This window comes from Pseudoalteromonas sp., assembly GCF_018402495.1.
Lineage (GTDB): Bacteria > Pseudomonadota > Gammaproteobacteria > Enterobacterales > Alteromonadaceae > Pseudoalteromonas.
In genome coordinates this window covers 397,743-411,137 of record NZ_JAGYIU010000002.1, presented here as the reverse complement: position 1 = coordinate 411,137, position 13,395 = coordinate 397,743, and the positions used below count along the sequence as shown (strand labels likewise).

Here is a 13,395-nt window from a genome sequence, read left to right as displayed (position 1 = left end):
CGCTAAGCGCCCTGTTCAAACCTTTTTAACGCACCCTCAAGGTGTTTTTTCGCAAAATTGACATCGACCGGTGCCGTTAATAATGGATAGCTTAAACCCGCTACAATTAAAAAGGGAATAAGTAACCATCCCTCGAAGAGGGTAAATATTAAAAAAAATGGGCTCAACAACATAAGCTTAACTATTCTCATTAACACTCTATCACTGGGTGAGAGCATGCTTAACGAGATAGCAATAACGGTTTGTCGTTGACGGACTTTTAAGTGTTTAAGTTCATCAACTTGGCTTGAAAAAAAAGTGAACATATTAAAGTGACTTTTTAGTAATTAATCGACTAGCCACTAATACAAAAAGTGTGGCGGTAAATAGTACAAAAATAATTTCCATCCATGCTGGCATGCTTAAGCCTGCAAATTGCCAATCTATGTTCCCACAATCACCTGTTGCCTCAAAAAATTGCGGTATCCAATGATGTAATGGCATAAATTCTGGAAAATTCGGTTCAAACTCGCAACTGAATGCAAATGGATCGGTGGTTGTTTGCATGTCAATGTGATCACGGGCAATCAGTAGCCCCCACACACTGGATATACCCCACACTATGTAAGCAACAATACGTACTGCGAGATTATTTGGTTTACTGGCTCCAATAATACCCGCAAAAAGTAAGCCTAATACCGCTGTTCGTTGGTAAATACACATAATGCACGGCGCTAATCCCATATTGTATTGGAAAAACAGTGCCGTTACTTCCAGTAGAAAAACAATCCCACTAAATAATAACCAAGGTGTACGTTGTGTACTAAGATTAGCAAGCCAGTTCATAACAAATCCGTATTTAAATAAGGGCTTAGATTATGACGTAGGATAAACAGTGGAGCAAGTAAAAGGGGGAAGGAGAAACGTTATAATAATCTACTAAAAACCAAATTTAATCTTTATTAGCCAATTTTAAAATAAACTAAATAAAACGAAGGAGGAAGCTAAGCTTTTTAATGTGTGACTAAAGCCACTTAATTTGTGCATTCATGTAATTAAAATTTTGTGTTTGGTATAAATACATTTTAGCTGACACCAAAAGGTTAATTTTTCCCGAAGTCACAAAGCAATCAAAATAATGAGAAGTATTGACTTTTTATAGTAGAAAACCACTTAAGCTAAAGTGATTTAATCGTATCACTGTTTAAATGCTAATACGCCCTTGATTTTTTAAATAAAAGATCAAGAAAACACAGCTACCTGCTTGACCGGCACTTTCTAATGGGTGACCCTCGGCTCAGCGAGTCGAATGACAACCTGGTAAGTTGGGTTGTTTTTAGGTCAATTCATCATTCTTGTCGGATGGCGGCGCTGCGCGCTTTATCCCGACCTACGTCAAAATGTAGGTTGGTTAAGCTGAAGGCGCCACCCAACTGAGTTTCTACGTGTTCAATTAAAAGCCAATTCTGGCCTTTTTATCAGACCAAAAATCTCACGCTGTGCAACAATCTCACCTTAGGTGTGTATGATCAAATTTGTAATATGACTTACTTTACTTGTTAGTTGCGTCTTGTCTGGTACAATCAGTCAGTTAATCGTAGCTATCAGTGTAATGTGAATTAATTCGAGTAGGAATTGGATGAGAATTTTTAAAGCAAAAAGCCCAGCAGGATTTGCTGAGGAATACATAGTAGAGTCAATCTGGAATGGTGATTTTCCTCCAGGTTCAATTCTGCCTGCTGAGCGTGAACTCTCAGAGTTAATTGGTGTTACTAGAACCACATTACGTGAAGTATTACAGCGATTAGCTAGAGACGGTTGGTTAACAATACAACATGGTAAACCTACTCGCGTTAATAACTTTTGGGAAACCTCAGGATTAAATATCCTTGAAACACTGGCACGCTTAGATGAAGATAAAATGCCAGAGCTCACTGATCAACTGCTTTCAGCACGCACTAATATCAGTGCAATTTATACTCGTGCAGCAATAAAGCTTGCACCAGAGCGCGTTATCGAAATTTTATCGCAAAGTGATGAACTAGAAGATAGTGCGCAAGCGTTTGCAGATTATGACTATAAAGTTCATCACGAGTTAGCTGTTGCTGGTAATAATCGTATTTATGTTTTGATTCTAAATGGCTTTAAAGGTTTTTATTCTAAGATTGGTTGCCATTACTTTTCAGATCCTCGCACTCGCGAGCTTGCACGCCAGTTTTATAAAGACTTAACTAAACTTGCTGAGAATAAAGAGCATGATGGTGCAATATTTATGATGCGTAAATATGGTCATCAAACCGGTGAAATATGGCAACATATTCGCGGTGATATGCCTAGCGACATTATGGATTAATAAAAAGAACCTGCTTAAAGCAGGTTTTTTTATCAGATTTAAATTAGCAATTTTATTAGGCGTTCGTTATTTTAGAACGGTGCTATCTATAAATACGATTGTTAATTTATTTTTGATGGTCATAGAATAACGACAAATTAAATATGGTTGCTATTGTAATTTAAAAGTTAGTGCCCATATTAGTATCAGTATTGCGTAAGCAATTGACAATAAACTCAAAATATTTGGAGAATAAAATGGGTGTATTAGTAGGCCGCCAGGCACCAGACTTTAACGCTGCAGCTGTTCTTGGTAACGGTGAAATTGTAGATAACTATAACCTTCATGAAAATATCAAAGGTAAAAAAGCAGTAATCTTTTTCTACCCACTAGATTTCACATTTGTATGTCCTTCTGAGCTTATTGCATTTGATAAGCGTTATGAAGAATTTCAAAAACGTGGTGTAGAAGTAATTGGTGTTTCTATCGATTCACAATTCTCACACAACGCATGGCGTAACACTGCTGTTGCAGACGGTGGTATCGGTAAAGTTAAATACGCTTTAGTTGCTGACGTTAAACATGAAATCTGTAAAGCATACGATGTAGAACATCCAGAAGCGGGCGTTGCATTTCGTGGTTCTTTCTTGATTGATGAAGAAGGTAACGTACGTCACCAAGTAGTGAACGACTTACCACTGGGTCGTAACATCGACGAAATGATCCGTATGGTAGATGCGCTAGCATTCCACAGCGAGCACGGTGAAGTATGTCCTGCTGGTTGGACTGAAGGTAAAAAAGGAATGGACGCAAGCCCTGAAGGCGTTGCTAAATTCTTATCTGAAAACGAAGGCGAGCTATAATTTAGCCCTTTAGTTTAAGAAAAAACCGCCAAAATGGCGGTTTTTTTATTATTTTAAATTAAAACGAAAAGCTCACTTTAGTGTAAATGTAACGACCTCGCGGGTTGTGTACACCCGATGCGTAACCATAAAGGTCGGCATCACCGTCACCAATTGCAAACGGTGGCTCTTCATCAAATAAGTTGTTCACACCTAGCGATACTTTTGCTGACTCAGTAATACGGTATGATGTTTGTAAATCTACCAGTACTTGTGAATCAACAGTACGCGATGTATTACTATCGAAGTCTAAGTTACCATCGAAATCGATATCTGGCGTATCTTCAAACTCACCTACATAACTAATGTTCATGTTGGTGTTGAACTGACCCATTTCCCAGTTAGTTGAGAAAATCCAACGGTGCTCTGGGTAACCATATTCACCAGTGTAATCGCGGCCGTCTTTTTCAAATTTATCTTGATAAGCCCATTCTAAATTGAATTTTAGTAAGCCTAAATCATCCAATGAGTGATTGTAGTTTGCTGAAATATCGACGCCCGAAACTTCTTGTGATGACACGTTTTCAAAAGTACTGTAAATCTTTTGGATAGTGCCTAAGCTGTCTGTACCAGACGGTGGTAAGCGAACACAGACAGTGCTATTTTGGTTATTACATTCTGAGTTGTAAATTGGACCAAACGCTTGCTCATCAATTTTATTGTCTTGGGTGATACTCCATACATCTACACTCAAACCAAAGTCAGTTGTAGGTGCCCAAATAAAGCCGACGTTCCATGATTCTGACTCTTCAGCCTCTAAGTCAGGATTACCAGCAAATTCAATGTTGTAATCTAGCGCATCACAATCTTTACCTGTTGCATCACAGCGGTAGTTATCAATAAAGAACTGGCTCTCTTGAGATGGCCCTAAACCTACTTGTGCAAGTGACGGAGCTCTAAAGCCTTGCGCCCAAGAACCACGCACTGTGATTTCATCTGTAGGTGCCCAGCGTAAAGCAACTTTAGGGTTGGTTGTGGTACCAAAGTCACTGTAATCATCGTAACGACCAGCAAGTTGTAGCTCTAAGTTCTCAGCAAGTGGAATTGAAAACTCTACATAGGCAGCGTATTGGTCACGCTCTGCCGCAGCTGACACTGACTCGGTACCAAATATTAATCCTCGTTGGAATTGATCATCTGGCGTATCAGTCACGTCCTCTTCGCGGTATTCAATACCGGCCGCCATCATGACAACATCATCACCAAAGCTAAATGCTTCACCTGAAATGTTAGCATCGAACGACGTAATATGAGACTCGCCTTGACGAACCAAGCTCGTAGTAATTCTATCAATTACAGCCGGATCGTTGTAAGTGCCGCCAAATGGGTTGTAGTTACCAGCATCAATTTCTTGTTGTAAGAAGTCGGTACGTACCCAACCTTGTGAGCGATCCCCAGTTTGTAATGACTTACTACGTCCTTTTTGTACCGCTGTTTCCCAGCTCCAATCATTTATTTCACCTTTTAAACCTGCAACAAAACGTAATGTGTCTGATTCGATATCCCATTGACGGGCACCTGCATCAACCGTTCTGTATCGACCAATTTCAATATCTTGACCGAATGGGTTATTAGGGTGGCTGCCAGGTACCGTTAAACCTGCATCCTCATCAAGAGGTGTCGGTGCACCCGCAGCTACAGAGGTATTGTGTTGCACGGCCATTTCTAAGAAGCCCGTTATGCCATTATCAAAGCGGTATTCAAATTGTGAAATAGCACCTACACGTTCTGATGCCGGTGCAATATAGCCAAATGGGCCATAGTCAAATAAACAACTACCACTTGATGTTGCATTTTCTGCGGGGCAAGCAGGATCAATTGTCTTGACGCCATCAACATAAAAGTAGCCAGGGAAGCCTCGAGATGAACGAAAATCCATACCGCCATATGGCGATTGATTAGCTGTGCCTAGGCTTCCCATTTCATCTGATGATAAAGAGGTGTTTTTAAAGTAATCAATAATAACGGATGCGCTACTTTTTGCACTAGTAGTACCCCAAACAATACTGGCTGTAGTTTCTTCATAGTTAGGGCCATCTGTGCCGCCGTAACCTAAGTTTACTTCAATACCGTCAATATCTTTTTTCAAGATAACGTTTACAACACCTGCCACGGCATCAGAGCCATAGATTGCAGATGCGCCATCTTTTAAAATATCAATACGTTCGATGGCTGAAACAGGAATACTGTTTATATCAACAAATGAATTGGTGATCCCTTCAGCAAATGCGCTTATAGCAACACGACGACCATTAATAAGTACCAAGGTAGCATCGGCGCCTAAGCCACGAAGGCTGACGGCAGCTGAGCCATTTGCGGTTGAGTCTTGGTTATTACCACGGGTTGAAAAAGTACCATTACCTGCAACAGGCATTCTTTCAAGAAGCTGTTGTAGGTTGTCATAACCCATGTTTTCGATGTCTTCTTTATTAATGGATTGTACTGGAGACGGGCCTTCGATGTCCGAACGTTTGATACGAGAGCCTGTTACTTGAATACGTTCTACTTTTTCTGCAGTTTGCTGTGCAGCATAAGTCGTTGTACTAAAACCTGCTGACAATGCGATAGTAGCACCGATGATTAAGCTCGGTGTAAATGCAATTGAGCGATACCAATCCATCATAGAAAATGTTTGCTCAGAGAGCGTTCTGCTGACTTTTATCAAGGCACCATGATGATGTAATAGTGGGTTCTATTACGAAGAGTGGTAACGCAGAGAAAATTCTGCAGATGCTCTCCCATAGGGCGAGTTTTAAAAGTGCTTAAACTGCGTTTTTTGAATTCTAAAGAGGGCCACTCTTAATTCACTCAAATGCCTTGCCTAAGCACTTTTAAATTCTCGCTGAGTGTCCATTTTCTATAAAGGGTTGGTATGTATCCTTAAGTCCTTGTTGATATGTTATAATTTACTTGTTTTTACAAGTCCAATTATTAATATCATGTAACTTAACTGTTATCAATTAGGTGTGAGTATGATTTTGTGGTTGACACGACTATGTATTGCGCCCTTTGAATAAACGCCATTAATGAAAGGCACGCCATAGGGTGCTTGGAGGCGTTTTAGGTATTGTTTAAAAATAAAACGCCACTTGACTTAATTTTGTAATAATTTGTATTTTCCTAAAAATTTAGCAAAAAAAAGCCTAACATGATGTTAGGCGTTTTTATTTAAACTTTATGTTTCATTAAGCGTTCTTTTTCACGGGACCAATCTTTATTTTTACCGTCTTCACGCTTGTCATGCATTTTCTTACCTTTTGCTAAATGGAATTCAAGCTTTACCCAGCATTTTTTCCAATACATAGCTGTGGCAATTAATGAATAACCATCACGCTCAGTTGCACCAACCAAACGGTCAAGTTCACGTCTGCTGAGTAATAACTTACGATAACGCAGCGGGTCACAAATAACATGGGTTGATGCACTATTTAAAGGCTGAATGGTACTACCTAATAAAAATGCTTCACCGTTTTTAAGATGAATATAAGTTTCAGAGATATTTACTTTACCTGCTCGGATACTTTTTACTTCCCAGCCTTGGAGTTCAATACCTGCTTCAAACTTGTCGTGTAAAAAATACTCGTGTCGCGCTTTTTTATTTAGCGCGATGGTATTACTTGTCGATTTTGATGAATTTTTCTTAGCCATAGTGCCCTATAATATACGTTATACTAGATGTTTTACATCGATTTTTTTAAATTATACATGCAAAAGCGAAGGATTCATTTAAGCGCGATGAAAGTTTGGGGAAACGCACAAAGCTTGCTAAAATTCCTGCACACAGTTGGGAGTGAGTATGCCACAAATAGAAAAAAGTGCGCTGGTTATGTACAGCACTAAAGAGATGTTTGATCTAGTCAATGATGTAGAAGCTTATTCGCAGTTTTTACCTAATTGTTCAGACTCAAAAATTATTAAGCAAGATAATAATAACATGACCGCCAGCTTAGAAATATCTAAAGCCGGTATAAAAAAATGGTTTACCACTGAAAATACGCTAATTGATGAGCAAACGGTAATGCTTCGCTTGGTCGATGGGCCTTTTAAAACCTTACAAGGTCGTTGGCATTTTCAGCAATTAGATGCACATGCGTGCAAAGTACATTTACAGCTAGACTTTGAATTTTCTAGTAAGTTAATAGAACTTGCGTTTGGTAAAATTTTTAATGATGTGGCTAAAAATATGGTGAGTGCCTTTACTCAACGTGCAAAAGCGGTGTATGGAGAGCGAGCATGATCAATATTGAAATTGTGTTTGCGTTACCAACGAAAGCAACCACGTTAAATATAGAAGTGTTCCAAGGTACCACCGCAGAGCAAGCCGTGATCCAATCAGGTATTATTAAAAAATGTCCTGAAATTGATGCAACGGCATTAACCTTAGGTGTATGGAACAGAACGGTAAAGCTTAATCATGAACTTAAAGACGGCGATAGAGTTGAAATTTACCGCCCCTTGATTGCCGATCCTAAAGATGCCCGCAGAAAGCGCGCCGAAAAAGCCAAAGAAGAGGGCCGCGCAAATAAAGTAACTGGTGGCCGACCGTTAGATCGCTAGATACAAAAAAGGTGAGCCATGCTCACCTTTTTAAATTAAACCCAAATGGCTTATTGCTCTAAAGGGGTTGTAAAGTTTTCTGGTTGCTCATAGTCACCAGAGACCGTTACCAACTTTTCATTTTCAAAGTTTAATACTAATGATTTATATTGTTCATTAGCGCGCCCTTTATTAAAGCTGTAAACGTAACGCCAGGTATTTTTATCGAAGGCATCTTCGGCAATCGGTCTGCCTAGTACATAAATTACTTGCTCGCGAGTCATATTAACGCGAAGCTTATCAACGTCTGATTGTTCTAAAAAGTTACCTTGAGGGATGTTGATTCTGTACACCCAGCTAGAACAACCTGCGGCTGAACTAAGCGTTAAAGCGACAATAAGCCAAAGAGAAAAAGTTTTTAACGACTGCATTGTTAGTTGTGATCCTTATTTTTTATAATCTGCATGATACCGATTAGTCACTCAAGGTAAAACCCTTTTGAGTAATTGTTTTTGTTTAGCGTATTAAGGAGAGGTTTTGACCATTAATAATCAAAAAAGTTTAAACAAAGAGTTGTGCAATAGTAAAAGTAAACCGGTTGCTTGGTCACTGTATATTGTACAAACACGGTTTGGTCATTGGTATACCGGCATTACAGTGGATGTAGCGCGTCGTTTAGCAACGCACCAAGCGGGTAAAGGGGCAAAAAACCTCAAAGGGAAAGGACCGCTGGTGCTCATTCACCAGCAACAAGTTGGGACTAAAAGCGACGCAAGTAAATTAGAATATGCGATTAAAAAACTTCCACGAGCAAAAAAAGAGGCCTATGTTGCCGCTTTTAAAGAAGGAGTTAGCTTCAATTATAAAAGGGCAACATTAAGAAATGGGGATGATACTGTTGATGTGGGCAAATGATCTCGGTTTTGCAAACCCAATATACCTCTGCACCCCCTATTTTTGTACAGAGGCGGAATTTATCAATTAACGTGACTGATTAAAGGTGGCTACAAGGGCGTCAAGTGTCTGCGCACTGGTGGCTAAATCACGGATTGCTTGTTCTGTATTGATTTGTTCGCTCATTGATTTATCACTGATCTCACTTATTTGCTCAATACTACGACCTACATCATTCACAACGCTACTTTGCTGCTCGGTCGCGGTGGCAATTAAGGTCGCCATGTCGTTAATTTCATTGGCTGTTTCAGTAATGGTATTAAGTAACTCAACCGAGTTTTGCATTGCGCTTACACTTTGTTGTGCTTTATCTTTTGATTGACCGATATCGCTGACAACGTCATCTGAAATATGGGTTAGCTCTTCAATCATTGATTGAATTTCAGTGGTTGATTGTGACGTACGATTTGCCAGCGCTCTTACTTCATCAGCAACTACAGCAAAGCCTCGTCCATGTTCACCAGCACGGGCAGACTCAATAGCTGCATTGAGAGCCAGTAAGTTAGTTTGTTCAGATATACCTCTAATTGAATCCACAATACTAGCGATATCAATAGTCTTTTTAGAAAGCAAAGCAACTTGCTCGGTTATGCCGTCAATGTCGCTAGCTAAGGCAGAGATTGTAGTTTGGCTTTGTAACACTTGTTGATGGCTTTGCTTGGTGTTATCGCGGCTATCGTTGGTTAACTTAGCGGCATTAGCAGCACTTTGCGCTATTTCTTGCACCGTAGCACCCATTTCATTAATGGCTGCTGCAACTGAAATAGTTTGCTCTTTTTGCTTATCAAGCGCTAAAGAGTTTTGCTTGGCTTGCGCAAAGACATGATCAGAGCTTTGACGAATACCATGGCTCTCATTAGCTACTTGCACAATGGCTGTTTCTATTTTTTCAATAAACTGGTTAAAGCCGGACGTTAAATTATTGAGTTCAGGTTGAGGTGATGTAGGTAGGCGATAAGCTAAATTAGCATCGCCACGGCCTAAACGAGAAAACAACTCCGCCATTGTTGATAACGGTGAAGCTAAAGAGCGAGCTAATAAGTAACTGATGACGCTTGCGATTAGCGCAGTGATGATAGTAAAGGTGAATATTTGCCACTCTAGAGTGTTTACGCTTGCGAAAACTTCGCTTTTTGGGACTTGAGCTAATACAAATAAGTCAGTGTTTTTAATCGGTGTTGCTGCAATCAGTGTGGCTTGCCCGTCGATATTCACTTCCTCTAATGCGAAGCCGTTTTTATCAAGTAATTTGTTATGAATGTTGGCACTGTAAAGGCTATCTATATTAACCTTAGCGACTTTAGCAGCATCTTTATGTAACTGTATTAATCCGTTTTTATCGGCAATAAATACAAACCCTGATTGCTCAATTTTAAATTGTTGTAGTAGCTTTTGCATGTCTGTAATGCTTTTTGCTAAGCCTGCCAAGCCTAAACCATTAGGTTGTTGGTGGTTAACAAACATTTTTACATCGTTTTCAGACTCTTGATAAATACTAATTGAGTAAGGTTGCTTTGATTGTGTAAAAGCAAAAAACCAGCCATCTGCGGCATCATTTTTTAAAACACGTAAAAAGCCATCTTGATTCCAATATTGTGCAGTGTTTTTATTCGCCCACGAAGCAGTGGCAAGATCGTATTGGTCAACCAAACGATTGAGCTCTTTAAGTAATAGCGTGTCGTTGTTGTTGCCAGTATTTGCCCAATCTAAAATAAAGGTATTAGCAGAAAGCTGCTGTGCTGCGCCTAAAAGTTCATTGATCTCCCCGCCAATATGATTACTGATTGTTTGTAATTTACTTGGCAGTTCTGATTCGATCATGCGTTGCTCAATAATATTCTTTGAGTTATGCAAAGACGTCAAACCAATTAATACAGCAACACAAATAGCAATAATGCTTCCAAGCGCTGTTATTTTTTGAGTAATAGAGAGATTTTGTATCGTCATGATAGTGCTTATATTTAAAACTGAGGCAATGAGGGGGATTATTTTAGCACATTATTTATTTTCAGCTATTGATGATTAATTTACACTTAAAAAAAAGCCCACAGCAAAATGCAAGTGGGCTTGGTTTCTAACAAGTGAAAATTCTAGGGTTACAGAGTTACACTATTTTTTTCATTGCCGACATGTAGCCACGTAATTTTGCGCCTACTTTCTCAACGGGGTGTTCACGCAGTGCGGTATTTATTTGAATTAAAGTTTGGTTATCTACTTGATTACTTTTAACATTTAAGCCTTTGCCAATAACATCAGTATCAATACCTTGCATAAACTCTTGTAAAAGCGGTAAACACGCATGGTTATATAAATAGCAGCCGTACTCAGCGGTATCTGAAATAGTGCGGTTCATTTCAAATAACTTTTTGCGCGCAATAGTATTGGCTATCAGTGGCGTTTCATGTAGTGACTCATAATAAGCAGATTCTGCGATGATACCGGCCGCTGTCATGGTTTCAAATGCCAGTTCTACGCCTGCTTTTACCATTGCCACCATTAAAATACCATGGTCAAAAAATTCTTGCTCAGCAATTTCTACATCACCTGCAGGGGTTTTTTCAAAATGAGTTTCTGCAGTTTCAGCACGCCATTTTAGTAAGTTAGCGTCATCATTTGCCCAATCTTCCATCATTACCCGAGAAAATGTGCCATCGATAATGTCATCTTGGTGTTTGTTATAAAGAGGACGCATAATGACTTTAAGCTCTTCACTTAGCTCAAACGCTTTTACTTTGGCTGGGTTTGACAGGCGGTCAAGCATATTAGTAACACCGCCATATTTAAGTGCTTCTGTGATCACTTCCCAGCCATATTGAATAAGTTTTGAGGCGTAACCGGCATCAATTCCTTTTTCAATCATTTTGTCAAAACATAAAATAGAGCCAGTTTGTAGCATGCCACATAAAATGGTTTGCTCGCCCATCAGATCAGATTTCACTTCAGCGATAAACGATGATTTAAGTACACCCGCGCGATGACCACCCGTACCTGCTGCATAGGCTTTTGCTTGTGCTAAGCCATGGCCCTGAGGGTCATTCTCTGGGTGAACCGCAATTAATGTAGGTACACCAAAGCCGCGTTTATACTCTTCACGTACTTCTGACCCCGGGCATTTTGGTGCAACCATAATAACGGTAATGTCTTCACGAACTTGCATGCCTTCTTCAACAATATTAAAGCCATGTGAATAGGCAAGGGTTGAGCCGTGTTTCATTAATGGCATGATGGCATTAACAACCGCAGTGTGTTGTTTATCAGGTGTTAAGTTAAGTACTACATCGGCTGTTGGGATTAATTCTTCGTAAGTACCAACAGTAAAGCCATTGTTCGATGCATTTAAGAATGACTGACGACGCTCAGCAATTGCTGAATCACGTAGTGTATAGGCTACATCTAAACCAGAATCACGTAAATTTAAGCCTTGATTTAAACCCTGTGCGCCACAGCCTACAATTACCAATTTTTTACCTTTAAGTGCAGCAACACCGTCGTTAAATTCGTCTGCGCCCATAAATTCACATTGTGCCAATTGCGCTAATTGTTCACGTAAAGGTAAGCTATTAAAATAATTTGCCATGATAAGTTTCCCATTAATTCAGTTTGTTAGATGCATTGCTTTTGCTTTGCTTGGAATAACAATATGGAAAATCTTTTCTTGCGTAAAATGATATATTTGAATTAAAGTGTTTCATAATATGAAATACTGGTGTTGTTATGGATCATAAGCATTTAAATTACTTTTTGGCGTTGGCAAAAACGCTTCATTTCTCTCGTGCCAGTGAGTTATGCCACATAAGTGCGCCCACTTTAAGTCGTAATATTAAGCAGTTAGAAGATGAAGTAGGGGTGATGTTATTCCAGCGTGATAATCGCAGTGTAAAGCTTACCCGCGAAGGCGTTGCATTTAAGGAGTATGCCAGTGCAACGCTTAGTAATTGGCAGCTTTTTAAGGCCAATTTAAACGAACCGCAACAACATATTTATGGCAATGTGAGCCTTTATTGCTCCGTTACTGCATCATACAGTTTTTTGCATCATATTTTAGAGCAACTGAGAGCTCAGCATCAGCATATTGAAATTACCTTAAATACGGGTGATCCCGCCTTGGCTATTAACCGAGTGTTAGATGGACATGAATCTATGGCCATTGCAGCCAGACCCAGTAAATTACCTGCACAAATTGCATTTGTAGATATTGGCTACTCGCCATTGGTATTAATTGCGCCGACTATTCAATGCCCGATCACAGAAAAATTAGCCACTAGTAGCGAAACTATTGATTGGTCTGAGCTTGAATTTATTGTTGCTGAACAAGGATTTTCAAGACAAAGGTTGGAGCAGTGGTGGCGAAAAAATAATGTGCAAGGAAAAATGTACGCGCAAGTAGCAGGGCATGAAGCTATGGTATCTATGGTTAGTTTGGGCTTAGGCGTGGCAATGATCCCAAAAATTGTACTCGATAATAGTCCGCTAAACGATAAGGTACAGGTTTTGCGTTATGAAGGCGAGCCACCAAAAGGGTTTAAAATTGGTTTGGCGGTACTGCATAAAGAATTAAATGATCCTGCTATTGGTGCATTGTGGAATATCGCACAAAATATAGGGGAAAACATAATATAGACTTGTTGAATGATAAAAAAATGTTAATATAAAAGCTGTATTTGTTTTTTATTAACATCTTTGTTGTGATGT

Annotated in this window: 13 protein-coding genes; 6 read left to right on the top strand and 7 right to left on the bottom strand. The window is 39.5% G+C overall.

Annotated features, from left to right (window positions below):
- Window positions 1-2 precede the first annotated feature (2 nt).
- Together KG708_RS07380 and dsbB are read right to left on the bottom strand one after the other, a co-directional pair.
- The gene (locus tag KG708_RS07380) at window positions 3-305 is read right to left on the bottom strand and encodes a hypothetical protein (RefSeq protein WP_213608776.1); all 303 of its coding nucleotides are present in this window, start codon (window positions 303-305) and stop codon (window positions 3-5) included.
- Between the two features lies 1 nt (window position 306).
- On the bottom strand, window positions 307-825 hold the full coding sequence (gene dsbB / locus KG708_RS07375) for a disulfide bond formation protein DsbB (RefSeq protein WP_213608775.1): 519 nt from the start codon (window positions 823-825) through the stop codon (window positions 307-309).
- A 793-nt stretch (window positions 826-1,618) separates the two neighbouring features.
- Between dsbB and fadR the strand changes: the two genes are divergently transcribed.
- The gene (gene fadR, locus KG708_RS07370; RefSeq protein ID WP_008109093.1) at window positions 1,619-2,332 is read left to right on the top strand and encodes a fatty acid metabolism transcriptional regulator FadR; all 714 of its coding nucleotides are present in this window, start codon (window positions 1,619-1,621) and stop codon (window positions 2,330-2,332) included.
- 236 nt (window positions 2,333-2,568) lie between these two features.
- Entirely contained in the window at window positions 2,569-3,174 is a 606-nt protein-coding gene (locus KG708_RS07365; RefSeq protein WP_213608774.1) for a peroxiredoxin C, read from the top strand.
- 58 nt (window positions 3,175-3,232) lie between these two features.
- On the opposite strand, the gene KG708_RS07360 is transcribed toward KG708_RS07365, so the two are convergent.
- Window positions 3,233-5,836: a TonB-dependent receptor gene (locus KG708_RS07360; protein ID WP_213609321.1), complete on the bottom strand. Its 2,604-nt coding sequence runs from the start codon at window positions 5,834-5,836 to the stop codon at window positions 3,233-3,235.
- 545 nt (window positions 5,837-6,381) lie between these two features.
- Window positions 6,382-6,861 carry an SsrA-binding protein SmpB gene (smpB, locus tag KG708_RS07355; RefSeq protein WP_013465526.1) on the bottom strand — a complete coding sequence of 160 codons (480 nt, stop codon included), beginning with the start codon at window positions 6,859-6,861 and terminating at the stop codon, window positions 6,382-6,384.
- Window positions 6,862-7,009: 148 nt separating this feature from the next.
- Here smpB and KG708_RS07350 point away from each other — a divergent pair, with 148 nt between their 5' ends.
- Together KG708_RS07350 and KG708_RS07345 are read left to right on the top strand one after the other, a co-directional pair.
- Window positions 7,010-7,450 (top strand): type II toxin-antitoxin system RatA family toxin, encoded by a 441-nt coding sequence (locus KG708_RS07350; protein ID WP_213608773.1) that lies wholly within the window; start codon window positions 7,010-7,012, stop codon window positions 7,448-7,450.
- The gene (locus KG708_RS07345; protein ID WP_013465524.1) at window positions 7,447-7,770 is read left to right on the top strand and encodes an RnfH family protein; all 324 of its coding nucleotides are present in this window, start codon (window positions 7,447-7,449) and stop codon (window positions 7,768-7,770) included. Before KG708_RS07350 ends, KG708_RS07345 begins: the two co-directional genes overlap by 4 nt.
- Before the next feature lie 50 nt (window positions 7,771-7,820).
- Here KG708_RS07345 and bamE read toward each other — a convergent pair whose 3' ends face one another.
- Window positions 7,821-8,180, bottom strand: a complete 360-nt coding sequence (gene bamE / locus KG708_RS07340) for an outer membrane protein assembly factor BamE (RefSeq protein ID WP_013465523.1) — start codon at window positions 8,178-8,180, stop codon at window positions 7,821-7,823.
- A gap of 142 nt (window positions 8,181-8,322) precedes the next feature.
- Between bamE and KG708_RS07335 the strand changes: the two genes are divergently transcribed.
- The gene (locus KG708_RS07335) at window positions 8,323-8,664 is read left to right on the top strand and encodes a GIY-YIG nuclease family protein (protein WP_301003357.1); all 342 of its coding nucleotides are present in this window, start codon (window positions 8,323-8,325) and stop codon (window positions 8,662-8,664) included.
- 66 nt (window positions 8,665-8,730) lie between these two features.
- Here KG708_RS07335 and KG708_RS07330 read toward each other — a convergent pair whose 3' ends face one another.
- Together KG708_RS07330 and ilvC are read right to left on the bottom strand one after the other, a co-directional pair.
- Complete coding sequence (locus KG708_RS07330) at window positions 8,731-10,650, bottom strand: methyl-accepting chemotaxis protein (protein WP_213608771.1); 1,920 nt, start codon at window positions 10,648-10,650, stop codon at window positions 8,731-8,733.
- Window positions 10,651-10,807: 157 nt separating this feature from the next.
- Window positions 10,808-12,280 carry a ketol-acid reductoisomerase gene (gene ilvC / locus KG708_RS07325; RefSeq protein ID WP_213608770.1) on the bottom strand — a complete coding sequence of 491 codons (1,473 nt, stop codon included), beginning with the start codon at window positions 12,278-12,280 and terminating at the stop codon, window positions 10,808-10,810.
- Between the two features lie 137 nt (window positions 12,281-12,417).
- On the opposite strand from ilvC, the gene ilvY reads away from it, so the two are divergent.
- Window positions 12,418-13,323: an HTH-type transcriptional activator IlvY gene (gene ilvY / locus KG708_RS07320; RefSeq protein WP_213608769.1), complete on the top strand. Its 906-nt coding sequence runs from the start codon at window positions 12,418-12,420 to the stop codon at window positions 13,321-13,323.
- The last annotated feature ends 72 nt before the right edge of the window (window positions 13,324-13,395 follow it).